21 protein-coding genes and 2 pseudogenes are annotated in these 21,869 nt (G+C 67.5%); 9 read left to right on the top strand and 14 right to left on the bottom strand.

What is annotated here, in order from left to right; all coding sequences use genetic code 11:
- Positions 1 to 14 precede the first annotated feature (14 nt).
- The gene (locus tag B0F77_RS23030) at positions 15 to 2,123 is read left to right on the top strand and encodes a zinc-ribbon domain-containing protein (protein WP_143466863.1); all 2,109 of its coding nucleotides are present in this window, start codon (positions 15 to 17) and stop codon (positions 2,121 to 2,123) included.
- Here B0F77_RS23030 and B0F77_RS23025 read toward each other — a convergent pair.
- Complete coding sequence (locus B0F77_RS23025) at positions 2,110 to 4,086, bottom strand: intein-containing Rv2578c family radical SAM protein (RefSeq protein WP_086665038.1); 1,977 nt, start codon at positions 4,084 to 4,086, stop codon at positions 2,110 to 2,112. The genes B0F77_RS23030 and B0F77_RS23025 overlap by 14 nt on opposite strands.
- 45 nt (positions 4,087 to 4,131) lie before the next feature.
- Here B0F77_RS23025 and pnuC point away from each other — a divergent pair, with 45 nt between their 5' ends.
- From pnuC to B0F77_RS23010, 3 genes are read left to right on the top strand one after another with little or no spacing between them, the layout of a single operon-like run.
- Positions 4,132 to 4,692, top strand: coding sequence for a nicotinamide riboside transporter PnuC (pnuC, locus tag B0F77_RS23020; RefSeq protein ID WP_245848565.1), 561 nt, complete (start codon positions 4,132 to 4,134; stop codon positions 4,690 to 4,692).
- Positions 4,689 to 5,750, top strand: a complete 1,062-nt coding sequence (locus tag B0F77_RS23015) for an AAA family ATPase (RefSeq protein WP_086665036.1) — start codon at positions 4,689 to 4,691, stop codon at positions 5,748 to 5,750. The genes pnuC and B0F77_RS23015 overlap by 4 nt, the downstream gene beginning before the upstream one ends.
- Positions 5,728 to 7,113: a YibE/F family protein gene (locus B0F77_RS23010; RefSeq protein ID WP_342746810.1), complete on the top strand. Its 1,386-nt coding sequence runs from the start codon at positions 5,728 to 5,730 to the stop codon at positions 7,111 to 7,113. Before B0F77_RS23015 ends, B0F77_RS23010 begins: the two co-directional genes overlap by 23 nt.
- On the opposite strand, the gene B0F77_RS23005 is transcribed toward B0F77_RS23010, so the two are convergent.
- Positions 7,034 to 7,387 carry a DUF1304 domain-containing protein gene (locus B0F77_RS23005; RefSeq protein WP_086665034.1) on the bottom strand — a complete coding sequence of 118 codons (354 nt, stop codon included), beginning with the start codon at positions 7,385 to 7,387 and terminating at the stop codon, positions 7,034 to 7,036. The genes B0F77_RS23010 and B0F77_RS23005 overlap by 80 nt on opposite strands.
- Positions 7,388 to 7,432: 45 nt before the next feature.
- Here B0F77_RS23005 and B0F77_RS23000 point away from each other — a divergent pair, with 45 nt between their 5' ends.
- On the top strand, positions 7,433 to 8,269 hold the full coding sequence (locus tag B0F77_RS23000) for a spermidine synthase (protein WP_086665033.1): 837 nt from the start codon (positions 7,433 to 7,435) through the stop codon (positions 8,267 to 8,269).
- Positions 8,270 to 8,343: 74 nt separating this feature from the next.
- On the opposite strand, the gene B0F77_RS22995 is transcribed toward B0F77_RS23000, so the two are convergent.
- The 3 genes and pseudogenes from B0F77_RS22995 to B0F77_RS22985 form a co-directional block, all read right to left on the bottom strand.
- Positions 8,344 to 8,970: a hypothetical protein gene (locus tag B0F77_RS22995; protein ID WP_086665032.1), complete on the bottom strand. Its 627-nt coding sequence runs from the start codon at positions 8,968 to 8,970 to the stop codon at positions 8,344 to 8,346.
- An 89-nt stretch (positions 8,971 to 9,059) separates the two neighbouring features.
- Positions 9,060 to 10,319 (bottom strand): annotated as a pseudogene (gene hisS / locus B0F77_RS22990) (histidine--tRNA ligase); the annotation flags it as partial.
- Entirely contained in the window at positions 10,316 to 11,011 is a 696-nt protein-coding gene (locus B0F77_RS22985) for an MBL fold metallo-hydrolase (RefSeq protein ID WP_086665030.1), read from the bottom strand. The gene B0F77_RS22985 and the pseudogene hisS, both read right to left, overlap by 4 nt.
- 114 nt (positions 11,012 to 11,125) lie before the next feature.
- On the opposite strand from B0F77_RS22985, the gene B0F77_RS22980 reads away from it, so the two are divergent.
- Positions 11,126 to 11,980 carry a peptidylprolyl isomerase gene (locus B0F77_RS22980; RefSeq protein WP_086665029.1) on the top strand — a complete coding sequence of 285 codons (855 nt, stop codon included), beginning with the start codon at positions 11,126 to 11,128 and terminating at the stop codon, positions 11,978 to 11,980.
- A 72-nt stretch (positions 11,981 to 12,052) separates the two neighbouring features.
- Here B0F77_RS22980 and B0F77_RS22975 read toward each other — a convergent pair whose 3' ends face one another.
- From B0F77_RS22975 to B0F77_RS22965, 3 genes are all read right to left on the bottom strand, one after another.
- On the bottom strand, positions 12,053 to 14,338 hold the full coding sequence (locus B0F77_RS22975; RefSeq protein WP_425435702.1) for a RelA/SpoT family protein: 2,286 nt from the start codon (positions 14,336 to 14,338) through the stop codon (positions 12,053 to 12,055).
- 122 nt (positions 14,339 to 14,460) lie between these two features.
- Positions 14,461 to 14,637: a DUF397 domain-containing protein gene (locus B0F77_RS22970; RefSeq protein ID WP_169730973.1), complete on the bottom strand. Its 177-nt coding sequence runs from the start codon at positions 14,635 to 14,637 to the stop codon at positions 14,461 to 14,463.
- The gene (locus B0F77_RS22965; protein WP_086665026.1) at positions 14,612 to 15,466 is read right to left on the bottom strand and encodes a helix-turn-helix domain-containing protein; all 855 of its coding nucleotides are present in this window, start codon (positions 15,464 to 15,466) and stop codon (positions 14,612 to 14,614) included. The genes B0F77_RS22970 and B0F77_RS22965 overlap by 26 nt, the downstream gene beginning before the upstream one ends.
- 199 nt (positions 15,467 to 15,665) lie before the next feature.
- Between B0F77_RS22965 and B0F77_RS22960 the strand changes: the two genes are divergently transcribed.
- From B0F77_RS22960 to B0F77_RS22950, 3 genes are all read left to right on the top strand, one after another.
- Positions 15,666 to 15,938, top strand: coding sequence for a hypothetical protein (locus B0F77_RS22960; protein ID WP_143466862.1), 273 nt, complete (start codon positions 15,666 to 15,668; stop codon positions 15,936 to 15,938).
- 14 nt (positions 15,939 to 15,952) lie between these two features.
- Positions 15,953 to 16,240 carry a hypothetical protein gene (locus B0F77_RS22955; protein ID WP_086665024.1) on the top strand — a complete coding sequence of 96 codons (288 nt, stop codon included), beginning with the start codon at positions 15,953 to 15,955 and terminating at the stop codon, positions 16,238 to 16,240.
- A gap of 105 nt (positions 16,241 to 16,345) precedes the next feature.
- Positions 16,346 to 16,672 (top strand): hypothetical protein, encoded by a 327-nt coding sequence (locus B0F77_RS22950; protein ID WP_143466861.1) that lies wholly within the window; start codon positions 16,346 to 16,348, stop codon positions 16,670 to 16,672.
- Positions 16,673 to 16,675: 3 nt separating this feature from the next.
- On the opposite strand, the gene B0F77_RS22945 is transcribed toward B0F77_RS22950, so the two are convergent.
- The 6 genes and pseudogenes from B0F77_RS22945 to B0F77_RS22920 form a co-directional block, all read right to left on the bottom strand.
- Positions 16,676 to 17,167, bottom strand: coding sequence for an adenine phosphoribosyltransferase (locus tag B0F77_RS22945; RefSeq protein ID WP_086665022.1), 492 nt, complete (start codon positions 17,165 to 17,167; stop codon positions 16,676 to 16,678).
- Positions 17,168 to 17,190: 23 nt separating this feature from the next.
- Positions 17,191 to 18,345 (bottom strand): protein translocase subunit SecF, encoded by a 1,155-nt coding sequence (gene secF, locus B0F77_RS22940; protein WP_086665021.1) that lies wholly within the window; start codon positions 18,343 to 18,345, stop codon positions 17,191 to 17,193.
- 1 nt (position 18,346) lies between these two features.
- Positions 18,347 to 20,140 (bottom strand): protein translocase subunit SecD, encoded by a 1,794-nt coding sequence (secD, locus tag B0F77_RS22935; protein ID WP_086665020.1) that lies wholly within the window; start codon positions 20,138 to 20,140, stop codon positions 18,347 to 18,349.
- Positions 20,141 to 20,269: 129 nt separating this feature from the next.
- A complete protein-coding gene (gene yajC / locus B0F77_RS22930; RefSeq protein ID WP_086665019.1) occupies positions 20,270 to 20,614 on the bottom strand; it encodes a preprotein translocase subunit YajC in 345 nt (114 codons plus the stop codon).
- A gap of 93 nt (positions 20,615 to 20,707) precedes the next feature.
- Positions 20,708 to 21,721 (bottom strand): Holliday junction branch migration DNA helicase RuvB, encoded by a 1,014-nt coding sequence (gene ruvB / locus B0F77_RS22925; RefSeq protein ID WP_086665018.1) that lies wholly within the window; start codon positions 21,719 to 21,721, stop codon positions 20,708 to 20,710.
- Positions 21,718 to 21,869 (bottom strand): annotated as a pseudogene (locus tag B0F77_RS22920) (Holliday junction branch migration protein RuvA); the annotation flags it as partial. The pseudogene B0F77_RS22920 and the gene ruvB, both read right to left, overlap by 4 nt.

The raw sequence follows: 21,869 nt of genomic DNA, 5'->3' as shown, positions 1-21,869 counted from the left end.
GCAGAGTGGCTCATGTGGTGGTCCCCCGTGAGAAGTCAATCGCCGCACTCTTCCCGCACCTGGTGCCCGAGTTCGTCGGCTGCGTGAAGTACCCGGAGCTGACACCGGACCTGCTCAGCCCAAACTCAGGCCTCGACTGCACCTGGCTCTGCCCGACGTGTGAGAAGCCGTGGCCGGCCCGGCCGGAAGAGCGGACGAAAGGCCGCGGGCGCGTGTGCCCGACCCTGTCCTGCCGAGGCCAGGTCTCGTTCGCTGAGGCCCGCCCGCACCTGGTGCCGGAGTTCGTCGAGTTCGTCAAGAAATCCCACCGCAGCCTGCACGACATTCCTTCCGGCTCCGAGGTGAAATGCCTGTGGCGCTGTCCCTCCGGACATAGCGACTATCCGATGCGCCTCAACACCCGCACCAAGGGAAGCGGCTGCCCGGACTGCGGAGCCGCACGTGCCGGCGCAGCCCGCCGCAAGCCCAAGCCAGGCAGGTCGCTCGCCGACACCCATCCGCATCTGACCGCCCAGTTCGTCCGAAACCTCACGAGCCCCGGCAGCACGCCCGACCAGCTGAGCTACGGGTCGAACGACAGGTGCGTCTGGCGATGTCCGCTGCGACACGAGCGGGAGATCGTCGTCAAGAGCCGCGCCAGGAACGGGTGCCCTGGATGCGGAACGGCAGGGACGTCCCTGTTGGAGTTGAAGATCGCCGAGTTGCTGATGGCCGCGACCGGGGCCGAGATCGAGGTCGACGCCCGCCGCCCTGTCGCGAAGGGCAACAAGGTGCGAGTCGACCTGCACCTGCCGGCGATCGACCTGTTCGTCGACCTCGATCCCGACTTCACGCACGGCCCCGACAAGCTTCCTGCCGACCTGCGCAAGAACGACGCGATGGCGGACGCGGAATACGTGCGCATCAGGTCGACGAACGCACCACTCATCCCTCGGTCGATCGTGGTCGCCGAAAACGAACCCTGGTACAGGCCGTGGGAATGGGCGCAAGCGCTGGCACACGAACTGACGAACCGCGGACTGCCGTGGCGCGACCTGACCGACGCGGAGCAAGCCGAGGCCGTCCACCGCGCCACCCTGCGCTGGTTCGAGCTCCCCGGCTCTCGGCCGAAGGTGTCCGCACTCGACGCCACGCCTCAACTGGCCGCGGAGTTCGTCATCAACAAGGATCGTCCGGGTGTCGAGCTCTGCATGCTTCCGCCGGGCGCTGGGGACAAGTGCCGGTGGCGGTGTGTGTACGGGCATGAATGGGAAACGAAGGTCAGGGATCGCACAAAGCCGCAGGGCACTGGCTGTCCGGACTGCGACCGCGCCGCACGGGGTCGCAAAGCCAGGGAGAGGGCCATCGCCGCACCGGGCGAGTCACTCGCCGACCGGCGTCCCGATCTTGCCGCCCAGTTCGTCGCCTGCATCGATCGCCCCGAACTGACGGAGCACACGATGAAACCCGGTGCGGAGCTTCGGTGTCGGTGGCTCTGCGACCACGGGCATGAATGGGAAGCCCTTGCTAACAACAGGTCGAAGCCCAACGGCACGAGATGTCCCGACTGCGCGCAGGCCGAAGGTTGGAAGAGCCGCGGTATCGCGAAGCCTGGTGAAGCACTCGCCGACAAGCGCCCGGAGATCGCGGCCGAGTTCTTAGCCTGCATCGACCGGCCAGAACTGACAACACACACGCTCAAACCGCACTCGAAGTACGAGTGTTCCTGGTGTTGCGGCAGATGCGGCCACAACTGGACTGCGGTGGCCGCGGACCGGAAGCGGCCGTGGTGCGAATCGTGCAACTCAAAGGCAGGGTGGGACCGGCGGCGTCAAAACAGTGCCAAGAAGAGCCTCGCCGAAGTGCGTCCGGAGATCGCCGCCGAGTTCATCGCCTGCGTCGATCGCCCCGAACTGACAGCGCAGACCCTGACGCCAGGAACGAAGTTCAAGTGCTTGTGGAGATGCACGTGCGGCCACGAGTGGACGGTGGCACCGCAGACCCGCAGGCGGCCGGGATGCCGCTCCTGCAATCTGAAGAAGGGGTGGAAGCTGAGGCGGAGCGTGAAGCACCCTGGGGAAGAGGGTGCCCGCGGAGTCCAGCACTTCACTGAGCCAGAGCTCGGGAAGATCAGAGCAGAGTGAGCTGTTCCTGATCCACGCGCGGCGCCGGCACACCCACCGGCAGACTGCCGTCGGGCCACACGCCCTCGTCGTCACCGGGCACACCGGTGACGGCGTCGGTGGACCTGCCCCGCGGCGCCAGTCCGTGCTTCTCGATCAACGGAACGACCCGCGCGGTCAACCACTTCCGGTACCGCTTGTCCACATAGGACCCTCTGCCGTACAGGTGCCGGTACGTCTCGACGAGGTCGGGATGCTCGCGGCGCAACCAGGCCGCGAACCACTCCTTCGCTCCCGGACGCAGGTGCAACGGCAGCACCGTCACGCCCGTGGCCCCGGCCGCGGCGATCTGTTCCAGCAGGAAGTCCAGCTGCTCAACGGAATCCGTCAGCTCGGGCAGCACAGGAGCCACGAACACCCCGCAGGGCAACCCGGCCTCCCGCACCTTCCGCACCAGGTCCAGCCGCGCGGCCGGCGTCGGCGTGCCGGGCTCCAGCGACCTGTGCAGATCGCGGTCCATCAACGCGAGCGACACCGCGATCCCGACCGGCACGACCTCGGCCGCGGCGGACAGCAGCGGCAGATCACGGGCCAGCAGGGTGCCCTTCGTCAGGATCGAGAAGGGCGTGCGGGAGGCGGTCAGGGCCTCGATGATCCCTGGCATCAAGGAGTACCGCCCCTCCGCCCGCTGGTACGGGTCGGTGTTGGTGCCCAGCGCGACGTGCTCCTGCTTCCACTTGGACGACCGCAGCTGACGCGACAGCACCTCCCCGGCGTTGACCTTGACGATCAGCTGGTTGTCGAAGTCCTTGCCCGAGTCCAGATCCAGGTAGGTGTGGGTCTTGCGGGCGAAACAGTTGTGCGACACCACGCCGTTCGCGATGAAGTCGGCCGTGCCGGTCGAGATGTCGTAGAGCGTCATCTCCCCCAACGGTTCCACGGACACGACGCCCAGCGGCTGCTGCGACTTGATCGCCACGCCGTCGATGTCCCGCTTGCGCGTGATCGCCGGGTCGACGGTGTGGAAGAAGCGCAGGTTCTCCCGCAACCCGCCGCGCAGTCGCACGACCCGCACGCCACGACGGCGGCGCAGTTCCTCGATCGCGAAGTCGAAGTGGAAGTGCTTGAGCGCCAGGCAGATCGCTTCGAGCATCGTGGCGTTGCGCGTCGACAGGCGCAGGATGCTGCGCGAGCAGGTCCCGAGGTAGTCGAACGCACCGGCCAGGAATCCCTTGAGCCAGTCCGGGTTCGGGGCTATCTGCCAGTGCGCGAGCTCGCGCACTTGGTGCAGAAATCCACTCCCTTCTCGCACACCGAAGTAGTCGAGATACTCCTGTGTGCGGTCCATGGCCTCTATGTCGGCCAAGGGGATCCGGAACTCGTTCTCGTCGTCCACCATGCCGCGCAGGTAGCCGCGGCGGTAGTCGTCGGTCACGGCGGGCTGCTCGACGAAAGCCCCCGTGCCCATCAGCTTGTTGCCGGTCGTGAGATGCGGACGGCGACCCGTGCCCGCGGTCTCGCCGGTCACGTGCTTCCAGCCGCGGTCGGTCAGGAAGCGGTGATCACCGGACGCGATCACCGACGTGCCGTCCTCCAGCGTCAGCCGGTACGCGTCCTTGCGCGTCTCCCAATGCGCGAGAACGGTCGTGAGTTTGTAACGCCGGTAGTTGCCGACGAGTTCGGTGCCGTAGATCTCATCGCCCTCCCGCAGCTCGGCCAACGGCTTGGTGCGGCCGTTGCCCATGAGGATCGGGGTGTCGCCCGCCAGGCAGTAGGTGCAGGCGTGTGAGCAGCCCCGGTACGGGTTCACGGTCCACGAGAAGGGCAGCGACGAACCCGGTACCCCGTTGAGCACGGATTTGGCGCGGACCTCGTGGAACACCACGTCCGCGAACTCAGGAGTTCGTACGCTGCGCACCAGTCCCGGTAGCCCCGGTAGTGCCTGCTGCGGCTCTGCCTCGAGTTTCTGTCCGTCCCATCGCACATCATCGATTCGAACACATGTTCGAACGGCGGTCAAGGAGAGCGCGTGTCACCCGTTGAGGTAGCAGGCTTCATCACCGGCGCTCTGTGCGTGTGGCTCGTCGCCCGGCAAAACCCCTGGAACTGGCCGATCGGCATCGCCAACAACATCGCGTTCTTCGTGCTGTTCTGGGGCAGCGGGCTGTACGCCGACTCCGGGCTGCAGGTCGTGTACGTCGTGTTGGCGGTCTACGGCTGGTGGGCGTGGCTGCGCGGCGGCGAACAGCACACGACGCTGCACGTCAGCCGCACGACACGGCAGCAGTGGATCTGGCTCGCGGTCGCCGGTGTGCTCGGCACCGGGCTGCTGCACTGGATCCTGGTGGCGTTCACCGAGTCGACCGTGCCGTTCTGGGACGCCGTAACGACGGTGTTGTCGCTGCTCGCGACCTGGGGCCAAGCCCGCAAGAAGATCGAGTGCTGGTGGCTGTGGATCGCCGCCGACGTCATCTACGTGCCGCTCTACGCCTACAAGGAGCTGTACCTGACGGCTGTGTTGTACGTGGGATTCATGGTGCTGTGCGTGATCGGGTTGCGTTCGTGGCTCAAGGACGAGGTGCGCGTGTGAAGGAGTTCGAACACGCGTTGGTGCTCGGCAAGTTCTATCCGCCACACAACGGACACCACCACCTCATCGAGACGGCAGCCGCACGCAGTGAGCGCACCACGGTCACTGTGCTCGCCGCGTCGTCGGAGACCATCCCTCTCGAACACCGCGTGCACTGGCTGACGGAGACGCACCGCGCGACGCCCGGCGTACGGATCATCGGCGATCTCGACGACCACCCGATGGACTTCGACTCCGACGAGATCTGGAACCTGCACGTCGAACTGACCCGTGCCGTCCTCGCCCGGCGCGCGATCGCGGACGGAGATCCCTCGAAGGCGCCGGTCGACGTCGTGTTCTCCAGCGAGAAGTACGGCGACGAGCTGGCCGGCCGGCTGGGCGCGCGGCACGTTCTGGTCGACCCGGACCGCCTCGCGCACCCGGTCTCCGGGACCGCTGTCCGCACCGACCCGATCGCGAACTGGCACCACCTCGCGCCCGCCACCCAGCGCGGTCTGGGCCGGAAGGTCGTGGTCGTCGGCGCCGAGAGCACCGGCACGACGACCCTGTCCCGGCAGCTCGCGGACCACTTCTCCGCGCCGTGGATCGCCGAGTACGGCCGCGAACACACCGAACTCAAGCTGGCCGCAGCGCGAGCGTTCACACCCTCGTCCACTGTGGATGATCTGGTGTGGACTCAGGGCGACTTCGAAGACGTGGCACACGAGCAGGAACGCCGCATCCAGGCGTCGACCGCGCCGTTGGTGATCGCGGACAACGACGCGTTCGCCGCGACCGTCTGGGGAGAGCGCTACCTCGGTTTCCGGCCGGACATCTTCCTCGGGTCCGAACCGGACCTCTACCTGCTGACCGACCACGTCGGCGTCCCGTTCGAACAGGACGGCTGGCGTGACGGCGAACACCTGCGGGAGTGGATGACCGGACTGTTCGAACAGGAGCTGACGCGGCGCGGCGTGCCGTGGCTGAAGCTGACCGAGGACAGATTCGTCACAGCCACAACGGCGATCGAACAACTCATGAGGCAGGATGTCTCGCGTGGGTCACGGTCACGGGCATAGCCACGCGCTGGAGGACGAAGAACCCGCATCGGAGCGCGTACGCACGTTGCTGATGTGGCTGCTGGTGCCGTTGGCACTGGCCACGCTCGTCGGCGCGGCGCTGCTCTACCCGTTCGGGCACGAGCAGAAAACCGGCGCGGAGATCGGCCTGCACCAGAAGCCCGTCAACGCCGTCGTGACCGGCGAGCAGGCGAACTGCGGCGAGAAGTGCATCGCGATCACCGTGCGGATGACCGACGGCGAAGCGAGCGGGCAGAGCATCACGATCCCGAGCGTGAACGGACCGGGAGCCCCGCGCTTCAAGATCGGCGACGAGGTCGTTCTGTCCTATTCGGGCAGCCAGCCGCAGGCCGCCGAGTCGTACCAGATCGTCGACTTCCAGCGCGACTGGTCACTCGTGATCCTGGCGGTGCTCTTCGCCGCGGCCGTGCTGCTGCTCGGACGATGGCAGGGGCTCGCGGCGCTGGGTGCGTTGCTGCTGAGCTTCGTGGTGCTCGTGCTGTTCGTGATGCCGTCCATCCTGGCCGGCAAGAGCCCGCTGATGGTGGCGGTCGTCGGCGCCGGACTGATCATGTTCGCGGTCCTCTACCTGACCCACGGGGTCAGCGCCCGAACATCGACAGCGGTGCTCGGCACGTTGGTCAGCCTCGCGCTGATCGGCGTGCTCGGCGCGTTGTTCTCGGCCTTCGCCTCGCTCACCGGGCTCGACGAGGACACGATCAACCTCGTCACCATCCTCGGCACCGACATCGACACCCGCGGACTCTTGCTGGCGGGCACCCTGATCGGCGCGCTGGGCGTGCTCGACGACGTGACCGTCACGCAGACCAGTGCGGTGTGGGAACTGCGGCGGGCCAACGACAAGCTGACGTGGCGCGAGCTGTTCGCGGCGGGCTCACGGATCGGGCGCGACCACATGTCGTCCGTCGTGAACACGCTCGTGATGGCCTACGCGGGCGCGGCGCTGCCGTTGCTGCTGGCGATCTCGCTGTCCGGGCGGTCGATGGGCGAGATCCTGACCGCACAGCAGATCGCGCAGGAGATCGTGCGCACGCTGGTCGGCAGCATCGGCCTGGTGGCGGCGATCCCGGTGACGACCGCGCTGGCCGCCCTGGTCGCCGTGCGCCAGGAGGTCGCCCCGACCGCGACACCGGAACCCGAGCCCGAGCCCGCCCCTGCGCCGAAGACCGTGAAACGCGCGAAGCCTGAGAAACCCAGGCCCGCGCGGATCGAGGGCGACCTCTTCATCGGGTACGACCCCGACAAGGGGCCGTGGGAACGACCTAGCGAGCCAAGAGCACGAAGAGCAGCGTCAGCACGCCAGGCACCACCTGCACGAAGAAGATCTTCCGGCTCGCCGTGAACGTGCCGTAGACACCGGCGACGATCACGAACACCGTGAAGAGCACGGACGCGCCGAAGTCCTGCCGGATCAGCGCGTAGATCAAGCCGGCGGCGAGGAAGCCGTTGTAGAGGCCCTGGTTCGCGGCGAGCGCCTTGGACGCCTGTGCGAACTCGGGCGTGAGCCCGAACGCCTTCTGGCCGCGCGGAGTCGTCCAGAGGAACATCTCCAGCACCACGATGTAGATGTGGATCAACGCCACCAAGGCGATCAGGATGTTCGCGATAACCTGCACTTAGGCCCTCCTCAGGACTGACACACCCGGTGAGACAATAGAGCAGTGGGAAGACAGCGGCCCGACACAGAGGCGATCACCGAGTCGATCGACTCAGGCGTTGCCGAGCTGGTCCCCGATCTCGGTGGCCGGAACTCGTGGACGTTGCGAGTCAACGGAACCCCACAGTCGCATGTGGACCTGGACGACCCGACCTACCTGGAGTTCGAGTACGTCCGCAGGCTGGGTCACATCGTCGATCTCACCGCGCCTTCGCGGGTTCTCCACTTGGGCGGTGGCGCCCTCACGCTAGCGCGCTACGTGGCCGACCTGCTGCCTCGGGCGTCTCAGCAGGTGGCCGAGATCGACGCGGGCCTGATCGCGTTCATCCGCCGTGAGCTCCCCCCGCCCTCACGGGTGAGGATCACCACCGGCGACGCCCGCGCGGTGCTCGTGAAGGCACGCCCCGGCTCGTTCGACCTGATCGTGAGCGACTGCTTCGCCGGCGCCCGCACCCCCGCCCACCTGACCTCGGTCGAGTACGTGCGCCAGGCGTCCGCCGCGCTGGCCGACGACGGCATCTACGCCGTGAACATCGGCGACGGCAACGGCCTGCAGTTCGCCCGCGCCCAGTGCGCCACCGTGCGCGCGGTGTTCGAACATGTCTGCGTGCTCGCCGAACCGGGCGTGTTCCGGGGTCGCAGGTTCGGCAACTTCGTGATCCTCGCGTCGCACAACGGCCTGCCGATGCAGCAGCTGACCCGCGCGACGGCCGGCGATCCGTTCCCGGGGCGAGTCGAACACGGCACGGGCCTGACGAAGTTCATCGGTGGCGCACCTGTCACCACCGATGCCACCGCGACCCTGTCCCCCGCGCCGCCGTCCGGCCTCTGGGGCACCTGAGCCGCTGGCCATGAACGGCGCTTTTGTGGACCCCAGGTCCACAAAAGCGCCGTTCATGGCCAGCTCGCGGGCGCCTAGTCCAGCGAAGTGACGAACTTCGACACGGCCTCCGGATGGAGCTTCTGCGCCATCCGCCCGGCCGGCGCCAGCGACCCCAGCCGGTACAACGGCCGCTCGGCCGCCGCCAGTCCCCGCGCCTCGGCCCTGAGTTGGGCCACCAGCAGCTCCGAGAACACCAGCCCGGGCGTGTCGCCACGGGCCGCCAGCGCGTCCGCCAGCCGGCGGAGCTGGTAGATCCCCAGCTCCCGCCCACCGGTACCCGCGTACATCGACAACGCGATGTTGATCGCCTTCTTGCCGCCGCGCACGAACAGCCCGACCGTCCGTGCCCCGCGCAGATCCGTGACCAGCAGGTCGAGCCCGTCGGCGGTGGCCAGGTCGACCTTGCGCGTGCCGAACGCGCGGACGTAGACCGTCGCGCCCTCCAGCCACACCGTGCGGCGGGCCTCGGACAGCGCCAGCAGGATCACCGGCACCGACACGATCACCCCGGCGATGACGCCCGGCCAGCGCCCGCCGATCAGGCCCACGATCGCGCCGAAAGCGAGCGCGACCATGATGCCGCCGATGGCCACCATGCGCGCACGCTTGCGGACCGTCGTCTTGTCCAGCAGGTCGAGAACGAGCTTGTCGTCGTTCACGGGGTCTCTCGCACCGCCTCGGCCACTGTGTCCGAGAACTCGACCACCGGGCGCTGCTCGCCCCGCGAATCCAGATCGATCCACACGCTGGGATCCAGCACATCCCGCACAACCGAGACCACGTCGGCCAGCCTGACCGTCACCTGCTCGCCCGTCGCCAAGGTTTTGATGCCGATCTGCCCGGCCTCCAGGTCGCGCTCGCCCAGCACCAGCGCCAGCCGTGCACCGGACTTGTCCGCCGCCTTGAACCCGGCCTTCATCGACCGGCCGCCGTACACGAGGTCCGTCCGCACCCCTGCGGCACGCAGCTCACCGGCGACCGCCACCAGCCGGGCCCGCGCGGCCTCGCCCAGCGGCACGCCGATCACGTCGACCCGGCTGAACTCCGGCAGCACGCCCTCGGCCTGCGCCGCCAGCAGCGCCCGGTCGACGCCGAGGCCGAACCCGACGCCGGACAGCTCCTGGCCGCCCAGCTGCGCCATCAGGCCGTCGTAGCGACCACCGCCGCCGATGCCCGACTGCGCGCCCAGACCGTCGTGGACGAACTCGAACGTCGTCTTCGTGTAGTAGTCGAGGCCGCGGACCATGCGCGGGTTCTCGACGAACTTCACGCCCAGCTCGGTCAGGTAGCCCTTGACCAGCTCGTAGTGCTCACGGCACGCGTCGCACAGGTGATCCACCATCAACGGCGCGTCCGCGACCAGCGCGCGCACCTCTGGCCGCTTGTCGTCGAGCACCCGCAGCGGGTTCAGCTCGGCGCGCTGCCGGGTCGCCTCGTCCAGCGGCAGCTTCGCCAGGAACGCCTGCAGCAGCTCGCGGTACGCCGGACGGCAGTTGGCGTCACCCAGCGAGGTGAGCTCCAGCCGGTATCCGGTGAGGCCCAGCGCGCGGAACCCCGCGTCGCCGACCGCGATGACCTCGGCGTCCAGCGCGGGGTCGTCGACACCGATCGCCTCGATGCCGACCTGGTGGAACTGCCGGTACCGGCCGGCCTGCGGTGCCTCGGCGCGGAAGAACTGACCCGCGTAGTAGAGCTTCACCGGCAGCGAGCCGCGGTCGAGGCTGTGCTCGATCACGGCGCGCATCACGCCGGCGGTGCCCTCGGGGCGCAGCGTGATGGACCGGTCACCGCGGTCGAGGAAGGTGTACATCTCCTTCGTCACGACGTCGGTCGACTCGCCGACGCCGCGCGAGAACAGCGCGGTGTCCTCGAACACCGGCAGCTCGACGTAGCCGTAGCCCGCGAGCTCGGCGGCCTTCGTCAGGGTCGACCGGACGTGCACGAAAGCGGCGGACGTCGGCGGGATGTAGTCGGGAACGCCTTTGGGTGCGGAAAACACGTTTCTCAAAGTCCTCGGTGCGGGGCGGCCGGCGCGTTCTGCAGCTGGAGCAGGTACGGATTCGTCACGCGTTCGCGGCCAATGGTCGTCGAAGGGCCGTGGCCGGGCAGCACCACCGTGTCGTCGGGCAAGGTCAGGACCTTGTTCTGCAGAGACGACAACATGCGCGAGTGGTCACCGCCAGGCAGGTCGGTGCGTCCGATGGAACCGGCGAAGAGCGTGTCACCCGAGATCACCAGGCGACCCCCTTCCTGCACGCCGGAGCGGAACATCACCGACCCGCCGGTATGGCCCGGCGTGTGGTCGACGGCGATCCGCAACCCGGCGAGGTCGAGCTCGACGCCGTCGGTCAGCTCGCGCACCTCGGACGGCTCGCGCATCTCCAGGTTGCCGCCGAAGAACGCGGCCGACTCGCGGCTCACGCCCTTCAACGGGTCGGAGAGCATCGCTACGTCGTCCGGGTGGATGTAGGCGGGGATGTCGTTGCCGTCGCAGACCGGGGTGACGGAGAACGTGTGGTCGAAGTGCCCGTGCGTGAGGAGCACGGCGACCGGCGCGAGCTTGTACTCCCGCAACGCCTGCTCGACCGGCTCGACCGCGTCCTGACCGGGGTCGATGATCACGCAGGGCTCGCCCTCACCGGCCGCCAGGACGAAGCAGTTCGCCTGGAGCGCACCAGTGGGGAACCCGATCACGAGCACGAAAATGACCTCCCTGTTCAACCACAGCCTAACCACCACACAAAGCTCATATGCCCAGGCCCTAGACTGCCGAGCCGACCGCCCTATTCGCATGAGTCCCTGGGGAGGGAGCACGTGCCCACCAACGAGCAGCGACGCGCGGCAGCCAAGCGCAAGCTTGAGCGTCAGATGGTCTACCGCCAGGAGCGGGCCAAGAAGCGTCGCATCATCGCCGTCGTCTCGACGGTCGTCGTTGTTGCGCTCGTCGGAAGTGGCGTGTGGTGGCTCGCGACCCACGACTTCGGTAACGGCGACGCCGCCGCCTCGGAGACTCCCAAGCAGGAGTCGGTGGACAAGGCGGAGAACATTCCCACCGCACTGCACCAGATTCCGAAGCGCCCGACCGCGCTGCCGGAAAAGGTGAACTGTGAATACACGAAGGGCCAGGAGCCGGCGGCGAAGGAGAACACCCCGCCCGCGAACGGCGAGCAGCCCGCCACCGGCACGGTCGGCGTCACGCTCGGCACCTCCATCGGCGACCTGAAGTTCAACCTGGACCGCGCGCTCGCGCCGTGCACGGTGAACAACTTCGTCAACCTGGCGAAGCAGAAGTACTTCGACAACACCACCTGCCACCGCCTCGTGGTGACCGGCATCCAGGTCCTGCAGTGCGGCGACCCCGGCGGCAACGGCATGGGCGGCCCCGGCTACTCGTTCAAGGACGAGGTCTACCCGGAGCTCACCTACGGCCGCGGCGTGCTCGCCATGGCCAACTCGGGCCCGGACACCAACGGCTCGCAGTTCTTCATCGTCTACGGCGACGGCGCGAACCTGAAGCCCGCGTACACCGTGTTCGGCACGGTCGACGAGGAGTCGCTGAAGAAGATCGACGAGGTCGCGAAGACCGGCGCGCTCTCGCAGTCGCCCGGCCAGGGTGACGGCAAGCCGAAGACCCCGGTCGACATCAAGTCGGCCCTGGTAGCGAACTAACTCTTAGCGCGATGAAGGGCTCCTTCATCCACCTCAGGTGGATGAAGGAGCCCTTCATCGTTTGCGAGGGGGTTACGAGGCTGAGGTCACGCGGTAGACGTCGTAGACGCCCTCTACGCTGCGCACGGCCTTGAGGACGTGGCCCAGGTGCTTCGGGTCGCCCATCTCGAAGGAGAACCGGCTGACGGCCACGCGGTCCCGCGACGTCGTCACCGACGCCGACAGGATGTTCACGCGCTCGTCGGCCAGCACCTTCGTGACGTCCGAGAGCAGCCGGTGCCGGTCGAGCGCCTCCACCTGGATGGCCACCAGGAACACGCTGGAGGCCGACGGCGCCCACTCGACGTCGAGCAGCCGCTCCGGCGACTTCAGCAGCTCGTCCGCGTTCGTGCAGTCGGTCCGGTGCACGGAGACACCGCCACCCCGCGTCACGAACCCGAGGATGTCGTCGCCCGGCACCGGAGTGCAGCAACGGGCGAGCTTCACCCACACGTCGCCCGCGTCCTTGACGATCACGCCCGCGTCGCCGGTGGGCCGGCGCCGGGTGACCGTGGACGGGGTGGCGCGGTCGGCCAGCTCCTCCTCGGCGTGGTCCACCCCGCCGAGCTGGGCCACGAGACGTTGCACCACGTGCCGCGCCGAGGTGTGCCCCTCGCCGACCGCCGCGTACAACGCGCTCATGTCCGGGTAGTGCAGTTCCTTCGCGAGGGCCTGCATGGAGTCGACCGACACGAGGCGCTGGATCGGCAGACCGACCCGGCGGACCTCCTTGGTGATCGCGTCCTTGCCCTGCTCGATCGCCTCTTCCTTGCGCTCCTTGGCGAACCACTGCTTGATCTTCGCCTTGGCCCGCGGGGACGCGACGAAGCTCAACCAGTCGCGGGACGGGCCCGCTCCCTCCGCCTTGGAGGTGAAGATCTCGACGACCTCGCCGTTCTCGAGCTTGCGTTCGAGAGCGACCAGACGACCGTTCACGCGGGCGCCTATGCACCGGTGACCCACCTCGGTGTGCACCGAGTACGCGAAGTCGACGGGCGTGGACCCCGTCGGCAACGTCTCGACGTCACCCTTGGGGGTGAACACGAAGATCTCGCGCGCGGCGAGGTCCCAGCGCAGGCCCTCCAGGAACTCACCGGGGTCCGCGGCTTCCCGCTGCCAGTCGAGGAGCTGACGCATCCACGCCATCTCGTCGATCTCGACGGACTTGCCGTTGTGCGTGCCCTTGGTCTCCTTGTAGCGCCAGTGCGCCGCGATGCCGTACTCGGCCCGCTGGTGCATCTCCTGCGTGCGGATCTGCACTTCAAGAGGCTTGCCGTCGGGACCGATCACGGTCGTGTGCAGCGACTGGTACACGCCGAACCGCGGCTGCGCGATGTAGTCCTTGAACCGTCCGGGCATCGGCTGCCACGCGGCGTGCACGACACCCATCGCGGCGTAGCAGTCGCGCACCTCGTCGACCAGGATCCGCACACCCACGAGGTCGTGGATGTCGTCGAAGTCCCGGCCCCGGACGATCATCTTCTGGTTGATCGAGTAGTAGTGCTTCGGCCGCCCCTCGACCTTCGCGACGATCCGCGCACCCTCGAGCTGGGCGTTCAGCTCGTCGACGACGGTCCGCAGGTACGTGTCGCGACTCGGCGCGCGCTTCGCGACCAGGCGGACGATCTCGTCGTACTTCTTCGGCTGCAGGATCGCGAACGCGAGGTCCTCCAGCTCCCACTTCACGGTCGCCATGCCCAGGCGGTGGGCCAGCGGCGCGAGCACTTCGAGCGTTTCACGGGCCTTGCGGGCCTGCTTCTCGGGCGGCAGGAACCGCATGGTGCGCATGTTGTGCAGCCGGTCGGCCAGCTTGATGACCAGGACCCGCGGGTCCTTCGCCATCGCGATGACCATCTTGCGGATGGTCTCGGCCTCGGCCGCTGCCCCCAGCTTGACCTTGTCGAGCTTCGTGACGCCGTCGACGAGACGAGCGACTTCCTCGCCGAAGTCGTCCTTCAGCTGCCCCAGTGAGTAATCGGTGTCTTCAACTGTGTCGTGCAGCAGCGCGGCCACCAGCGTCGTGGTGTCCATGCCCAGCTCGGCGAGGATCGTCGCCACGGCGAGCGGGTGGGTGATGTACGGGTCGCCGGACTTGCGGCGCTGCGGGCGGTGCTTCTCCTCGGCGACGTCATATGCGTGCTGCAGAAGCGCCAGATCGGCCTTGGGATGGAGGTCACGGTGCACGGCGGCGAGAGGTTCGAGGACCTGCTTCACCGGGGCCGCACGTTGGGCGGTGATACGCCGCGCAAGGCGGGCGCGCACACGCCGGGTAGCCGACGGTTGAACAACCGTCGCAGCGGGTTCGGTGTCTTGACTCAACCCCACGCTCCTCGGGTCTCGCGAGTACCGAGGATAACGCGTTTACGCTGACGAAACTTCCGATGGCGCGCTGAGCGGCACAGCTCACACGGTGAACGCCGCCCAAACTTTTGCTGGGCCGATCAGGCGACGCTCACCACGAACGCGCGCCACGCCTGAATCGAGAAGACCAGGGCGTCACCGCCAGTGGCCTTCGAGTCACGCACGAGAGCGTCCTGGGCGAGCGACACCTCAACGCACGAGCCGCTGCCCGTATCGCCGCTGTAAGTGCTCTTACGCCAGCTCCGTTCGGGGCCCATTGAAGTCCTCCCGCAGTCTGTTGACGTAGCTCGCCAGCAGGCTCCGCGATTGTCCCTCATCCAAAGCGTGCGTCTCCAACCACTTGAAGAACTCCCGGCTCTTCGCGATGGCCCTGCCGTCGTGTGCGAACACCTGGGCCACGTCGGTCTCCGTGTAGGCGACGGGCGGGTGTTTCTCGAAGCTGAACAGCATGCGAGCAGACCGTGTCGCGATGGCCGCGCCTGCCGACATGGGCACGATGCGAAGGATGTGGGTGTGAAAGAGCAGGCGCAGGTACTGCTCTTCCATGATCCGCGCGTTGCCCACCTGAATCTGCAACGCGAGCTCATGCACGTAGAAGAGACATTCCGGGCGATCCGGACGCCTCAGAACCGCTTGCCGGTCGCCACGAAACTGAACGTACTTCTCGACGTCCGCCAGGGCCGCGTGACCACCCTCCGTGAACAACGCCCGCGCGTATTCCGGAATCTGGATGAGACCAGGCACTGTCAGGGCGTCGAAGGTCGTGATCTTCTTGGCCTGCGCCTCCGCCATGGCGAGTGTGCGGAGGTTGTCCGACACCAGCACCACGTTCGGATCGAAGGCGTGGCGATAACGCTCGCGAAAAGCCTCGAAGAACACGCTGTCCCGGCCGCAGACCATCAGGTACTGCACCAGGTCGATCTCGCTCGCACGCGCCTTGCCCTTCTCGATGTTCGAGACTTTGCTCGGATCCCACCCGAGTTCCTCGGCAAAGCCCGCGCCGGTCAATGTCGTAAACTTCTCGCGCAGCCGACGCAGTTCGTCGCCCAGGTCGCGGCTGTAGGCGGTGGAGGTGATCGCAGTCATGCGACCGACCGTAGGGATTGGACCTGCTCCACGAACCAGCTCCTTCGGGTGAAAACGATGCTCCCATTCGCTTGCGAATTCGTTCGATCACGTGTTCGACATTACCGCAAGATCACGACGAAAATGCACGTCAGCGACTACACGTTCGGGTGAACCACCTGGTCAATGGCCATAGGTTCCGTTAGTGCACACTCGCACCGTGAGGACCCTGTTCTGGTGCGCCGCGATGACGTTCGTGTGGCTCGGCACGATGGCGTACCTCGCCCTGGACGACCCCAGCTACATCGACCCGAGGTCGATCATCGGCTCGTCCGTCGGCTGGCTGCTCGCCACCACGATCAGCTGGCTGCTGCTACGCCGCGCCGACGCCCCGAAGCTGTGGGAGTTCGCCGTGGTGACCGCACCCGCGTCGCTGGTGACGCTGGTGTTCGTGAGCATCGGCGCCGCCTTCCTGGCACCGCCGCCGGCCTGAGACAATCAGTCGCGATGCAGCAGCACACGCACGTCCACCGGCCGTACTGGCAATGTCTCGCGTTCGCAGGCATCTGGTACGCCGCGATCGTTCTGCTCAACGCGTTGAACGACAACGGCTTCAGCACGCTGTTGCTCGGCGTCGTGCCGTGGCTGGGCACGTCGGTCGCGCTGCTGCGGGTCGCGCACGGCGGCATGAAGGCGTGGCGGCTGATCCTGCTGGGCCTGCCGATCTTCTACTTCCTGTGGGCGCTGACCGTCGTCGTCGCCTACCGGTTCGTCGTGCCGATCACGAGTTCGTGACGCCGCTGCCACTCCTCTGACATGCTTGGCCACTCGTTCTGAGTTGACGACAGGTCTGGGGGGACCGATATGCAGCCGAACCCGTTCGCACCGCCGCCACCTTCCATGACGCGGCCCGTTCCGCAGGGCACGCCGTTTCTCCACGTCGCAGCAGCCACCGGGATCTGGTACGCCCTGATCATCGCCGCCAACACCGGTGCCACGCTGGCTAAGGGGACCGGCTGGGGCGGCGTGATGCCGGCGCTGATCGTCGGCGGGATCCTGTTCGTGATCGCCACGCCGCTGATGTGGCTGTTCCTGATGAGGAAGCGCCTCGGGGCGTGGGCCCTGGTCCCGCTCGCGGTGCCGATCTACCTCGCGGTGGCGCTCGTGATCAGCGCGATCGTGGGCGGGTTCAGGGGCGTCTACCTGTTCCTGCTGAGCCAGATGTGACCGTCAGACCGCCAGCAGCGCGCTGACCTCACGTCCGGCGAGCCTGGAGCGGCCGCCCAGAGCGGCGATCTCCAGCACCACCGACACACCCGTCACGATGCCGCCGGCACGCTCCACGAGCGTGCAGGCGGCCTCTGCGGTGCCACCCGTGGCGAGCACGTCGTCGACCACGACCACGCGCTGTCCGGGCTGGATGGCGTCCGCGGGCAGTTCCAGCGAGGCGGTGCCGTACTCCAGGTCGTAGGACTGGGAGTCGGCGACCACCGGGAGCTTGCCCGGTTTGCGCAGCGGCACGACGCCGTAGCGCCAGCCGTAGCCCAGGGCAGCACCCAGGAGGAAGCCGCGCGACTCGATGGCGGCGATCACCTGGGTGCTGTCGTCGATCTTGTCCTGAAGTGCGTCGACCACGGCGCGCAGGGCGTCCGGGTCGGCGAGAATGGGCGTGAAGTCCCGGAAGACGACCCCCGGCTGGGGGAAGTCGGGGACTTCACGCATCAGTCCCAGAGCACGATCCAATTTCAACGCTGACGCTTTCCGGTCGGGCGGCGACGGGCGTCGCCGGCCTTGGCGGTGCGGTGGGGCACCGACGCGGCGGCGGCCATCGCCTCTTCCTTGCGCAGGTCCGCGGAGAGCGCGTCCTCGTCCATCGACTCGATGCCCTCGGCGACCTGGGGACCCGACGCCTTGGCGCGGCGGGCGGACACGCGCTTGGCCTGCGCGATGTACTTCGGGTCGCGCATCTTGAGGTCGACCAGCACCGGCGTCGCGATGAAGATCGACGACAGGGCACCGATGAACATGCCCACCAGCTGCACCAGCGCGAGGTCCTGCAGCGTGCCGACGCCCAGGATGCCGACGCCGACGACCAGCAGGCCGATGACCGGGAGGAGCGCGATCAGCGAGGTGTTGATCGAGCGCATCAGGGTCTGGTTGAGCGCCAGGTTGGCGGCCTCGGCGTAGGTGCGGCGGGTCAGGCCCAGCAGGCCTCGGGTGTTCTCCTTGACCTTGTCGAACACGACGACCGTGTCGTAAAGGGAGAAACCGAGGATGGTGAGCAGACCGATCACCGTCGCCGGCGTCACCTCGAAGCCGCTGAGCGAGTAGACGCCCGCGGTGATGATGACGTCGTGGAAGACGGCGACGAGAGCCGCGACGGCCATGCGCCACTCGAAGTAGAACGCCAGGAACGCCGTGACCGCGATGAAGAACCAGAACAGGGCCCACAGGGCCTTGCCGCTGATCTCACCACCCCAGGACGCGGAGACGGCGCTGTCGGAGATCGCCGTCTGACCGCCGCGCGGCTTGGTGTCCTGCGCGAGAGCCGTCTTGAGGGTCGCGACCTCGCCGATGTTCAGCGCGGGCGACTTGATCTGGATCGTCGCGCTGCCACCGGAACCGACCGCCTGCACGGCGTTCGGCTTCTTGCCGGGCAGTGCCTTCGCGTACGCCTCCTCGACGGTCTTCGTCGAGATGGTCTGGCTGGACTCGGAGACCGACGGCATCGAGATCTTGGTGCCGCCCTCGAAGTCGATGCCGAGGTTGAACTGCTTGAACACCATCGAGCCGATGCAGACCAGCAGGATGATGCCCGAGACGATGTACCAGCGGGTGCGCTTGCCGACGATGTCGAAAGCGCCGTTGCCGACATAGAGGCGCGTGAACACGTTGCTCATGTCAGGCCTCCTTCACGGCAGCGGTCTTGCCGGACGTGCCCGCGCGGTGGGCAGCACCTTCACGGAAGGCGCCGCCCAGCCCGGACAGTTTCGGGTTGGACAGGAACTTGGACTTCGACGCCATCGCGACCAGCGGGTGCGTCACGAGGAACACGACCACGAGGTCGAGGACCGTCGACATGCCCAGGGTGAACGCGAAGCCCTTCACCTGGCCGACCGCGATGATGTACAGCACGGCGGCGGCGATGAAGCTGACCGCGTCGGCGCTCAGGATCGTGCGGCGGGAACGAATCCACGCGCGCGGGACGGCCGAACGGAACGTGCGGCCTTCACGCACTTCGTCTTTCAGTCGTTCGAAGAAGACGATGAACGAGTCCGCGGTGATACCGATGGCGACGATGAAGCCCGCGATGCCGGCGAGGTCGAGGGTGAACCCGATGAGGCGGCCCAGCAGGACCAGCACCGCGTAGATGATCACGCCGGACAGGGCCAGCGACAGGATCGTCAGGATGCCCAGGAGGCGGTAGTAGAACATGCAGTAGACGAAGACCAGCGCGAGGCCGATGCCGCCGGCGATCAGACCCGCCTTGAGCGACTGCAGGCCGAGCGTCGGGGAGATCGTCTGCGCCTCGGAGGAGTCGAAGGACAGCGGCAGCGCGCCGTACTTCAGCGTGTTCGCGAGGTTCTGGGCTTCCTTCAGCGTGAACTTGCCGCTGATCTCGGTCGAGCCGCCCTCGATGGCCGACTGGATGGTCGGCGCGGACATGACCTCGCCGTCGAGCACGACCGCGACGGCCTGCTGGACGTTGGCCGAGGTGAACTTGGCCCACTTCGAGCCGCCCTCGGACTTGAAGTCGAGGTTGACGACGTAGCCGGTGCCGTTCGGGTTGTTGTTGGCCGCGGCGTTGTTGATGTCCTCACCGGTCAGGCGGGAGTAGTTCTTGTAGTCGTCCGGCTTGGTCTCGGTGTCCTCCTTGGGAGGGTTGACCGGAGCCAGCGTGTACTTGAACTCGCCCTTCTCGTCACAGGTGACGAGCGGCTTGTCGAGGTCGTCGTTGCCGCGCAGCGGGTCCGGCTTCGAGCAGTCGAGCATGATCGCCGCCTGCTGCAGGATCTGCGGGTCCGTGCTCTGGCGGAGCGCCTTGGCCTCCTGGATCTCCTTCGCGACCTTCGGGTCGACGTTGGAGGGGACCGACGGCGTGCTCGTCGGAGCGCTGGACGACGGAGCGGTGCTGCTGCCCGACGGCGGCGTGCTGGACGGCTGCGCGGCCAGGTTCGGCGCGGGGCGGCCCTGCGGAGCGTTGCTCGACGAGGGGGTGCCCGCGCTCTGGCTCGGCGGCGTGGACGGCGGTGTGCTGGCGTTGCCCGACGGGGTGCCCGACGACGACGTCTCCGGCGTGGTCGGCATGGCAGCCGGAACCGGCTGGCCGATGACCTTGCGGAACGCGAGGCGGGCGGTCTGGCCGAGGCCCTTCGCGCCTTCGCTGTCCGCACCGGGCACGGTGATCGTCAGGTTGTTGCCGTCGCGCACGACCTCGGCACCGGAGACACCGAGACCGTTGACGCGGACCTCGATGAGGTCACGTGCGCGGTTCAGCGCCTCCTCGCTGGGCTGGGCCCCGTCTTCCTGACGCGCGGTCAGCGTGACGATGGTGCCGCCCTGGAGGTCGATTCCGAGCTTGGGTTTGGCCGAACCGTTCCCGGTGAGGAACACCAGGGCGTAGAGCGCGACCACGATGAGGACAAAACTCGCCAAATACTTCGCAGGGCGAATTTGCCCGGCCGGAGGTGCCACGATCCGTCCGTCTCCTAGTAGCGATGGTTTCCGAGCGCGCAGCGTAACGCGCGCCGCGTGAGCTGCGCGTCACTACCTGGAGTCGGCGGATTTCACAGTTGCCAACTCCAGGTAGCCGAGCTTATGCGTTTACTTCTTGGCGTTGTGGTCGAGGGGCTCGGCGACCTGTGCGGTGGTCACCTCGGCCTCGTCCTCGTCCGCCTTCTCCTCGACCACGGCCTCGTCGGTCTCGGCGACCTTCTCGCGGATGGCGGCGCGCAGCCAGCGCGTGACGACACCCTCGGAGATCTCGATGTCGATGGTGGTGTCGTGGCTCGCGTCGGCGACGGTGCCGTACAGACCAGAAGTGGTCATCACCTTGTCACCGGGGGCGAGATCGTTCTGCAACTTCTGCTGCTCGGCCATTGCGCGCTTCTGCTTGCGCGCGCTGAGGAACAGCGGCACGGCCAGCAGAACCAGCAGCAACGGGAACATCAAAGAGCCAAGGTTGCCCATCATTCTCCGATCAAGTGGACATGCCTCGACGCACGTCCGATATGTCCAGGTGCTTTCACCGATTGTGCCAGGTCACCACAGTTGATCACCGGCGGGCGGTTCCAGCCCCAGGTGGTACCACGCGGCAGGTGTCGCCACCCGGCCGCGCGGTGTCCGGGCCAGCATGCCAGCCCGCACCAAATACGGTTCGCACACCTCTTCCACCGTGGTGGGCTCCTCACCGACGGCGACGGCGAGCGTGGACACCCCGACCGGTCCCCCGTTGAAGCTCTTGACCAGGGCGTTCAACACCGCGCGGTCGAGCCTGTCGAGGCCGAGTTCATCGACGTCGTAGACGACGAGGGCCTGCTTCGCGATGGCCTCCGTCACCTTGCCGTCGGCCCTGACCTCGGCGAAGTCGCGGACCCGGCGCAGCAGCCGGTTCGCGATCCGGGGGGTGCCCCTGGAGCGCCCGGCGATCTCGATCGCGGCGTCCTCGTCGAGGTCCACCCCGAGGATCTTCGCGCTGCGCTTCACGATGAGGTCGAGCTCGTCGGCGCTGTAGAACTCCATGTGCCCGGTGAAGCCGAACCGGTCGCGCAGCGGCCCGGTCAGCGCGCCCGACCTGGTCGTGGCTCCCACCAGCGTGAACGGCGCGATGTCGAGCGGAATGCTGGTCGCTCCGGGCCCCTTGCCGACCACGACGTCGACGCGGAAGTCCTCCATCGCGAGGTACAGCATCTCCTCCGCCGGCCGGGCCATGCGGTGGATCTCGTCGATGAACAGCACGTCGCCTTCGACCAGGTTGGACAGCATCGCCGCCAGGTCTCCGGCACGTTCGAGCGCGGGGCCGCTGGTGATGCGGATGGCGCTGTTCAGCTCTTTCGCGATGATCATGGCCAGCGACGTTTTGCCGAGGCCGGGCGGACCGCTGAGCAGCACGTGGTCCGGCGCGGTCCCCCGTCGCATGGCGCCGTGCAACACGAGTTCGAGCTGTTCGCGCACACGCTGCTGCCCGACGAACTCGTGCAGGTCAGCGGGCCGAAGCGACGTTTCGACATCGCGCTCGGCCGGCGCGACGTAGGGGCTGAGCTCGTCCTCGGTCACTTGCGCCCCAGGGACGCGAGCGCACGACGCAGGACGGCGGACGTGGACTGGTCCGGGTTGTCGGCGAGCACACCGTCGACCGTCTGCTCCGCCGCCTTGGCCGGAAACCCGAGTCCGAGCAGCGCCTCGACCACGTGGTCGCGCGTCT

This window comes from Lentzea kentuckyensis, assembly GCF_002150765.1.
Classification (GTDB): domain Bacteria; phylum Actinomycetota; class Actinomycetes; order Mycobacteriales; family Pseudonocardiaceae; genus Lentzea; species Lentzea kentuckyensis.
This window is presented reverse-complemented; position numbering and strand designations above follow the sequence as displayed.

Coding starts and splice junctions, on each gene's coding strand:
- B0F77_RS22970 (WP_169730973.1), bottom strand. CDS start 14,637: ATGGGCCCCGAACGGAGCTGGCGTAAGAGCACTTACAGCGGCGATACG.
- B0F77_RS22965 (WP_086665026.1), bottom strand. CDS start 15,466: ATGACTGCGATCACCTCCACCGCCTACAGCCGCGACCTGGGCGACGAA.
- B0F77_RS22955 (WP_086665024.1), top strand. CDS start 15,953: ATGCAGCAGCACACGCACGTCCACCGGCCGTACTGGCAATGTCTCGCG.
- B0F77_RS22950 (WP_143466861.1), top strand. CDS start 16,346: ATGACGCGGCCCGTTCCGCAGGGCACGCCGTTTCTCCACGTCGCAGCA.
- B0F77_RS22945 (WP_086665022.1), bottom strand. CDS start 17,167: ATGCGTGAAGTCCCCGACTTCCCCCAGCCGGGGGTCGTCTTCCGGGAC.
- secF (WP_086665021.1), bottom strand. CDS start 18,345: ATGAGCAACGTGTTCACGCGCCTCTATGTCGGCAACGGCGCTTTCGAC.
- yajC (WP_086665019.1), bottom strand. CDS start 20,614: ATGTTCCCGTTGCTGCTGGTTCTGCTGGCCGTGCCGCTGTTCCTCAGC.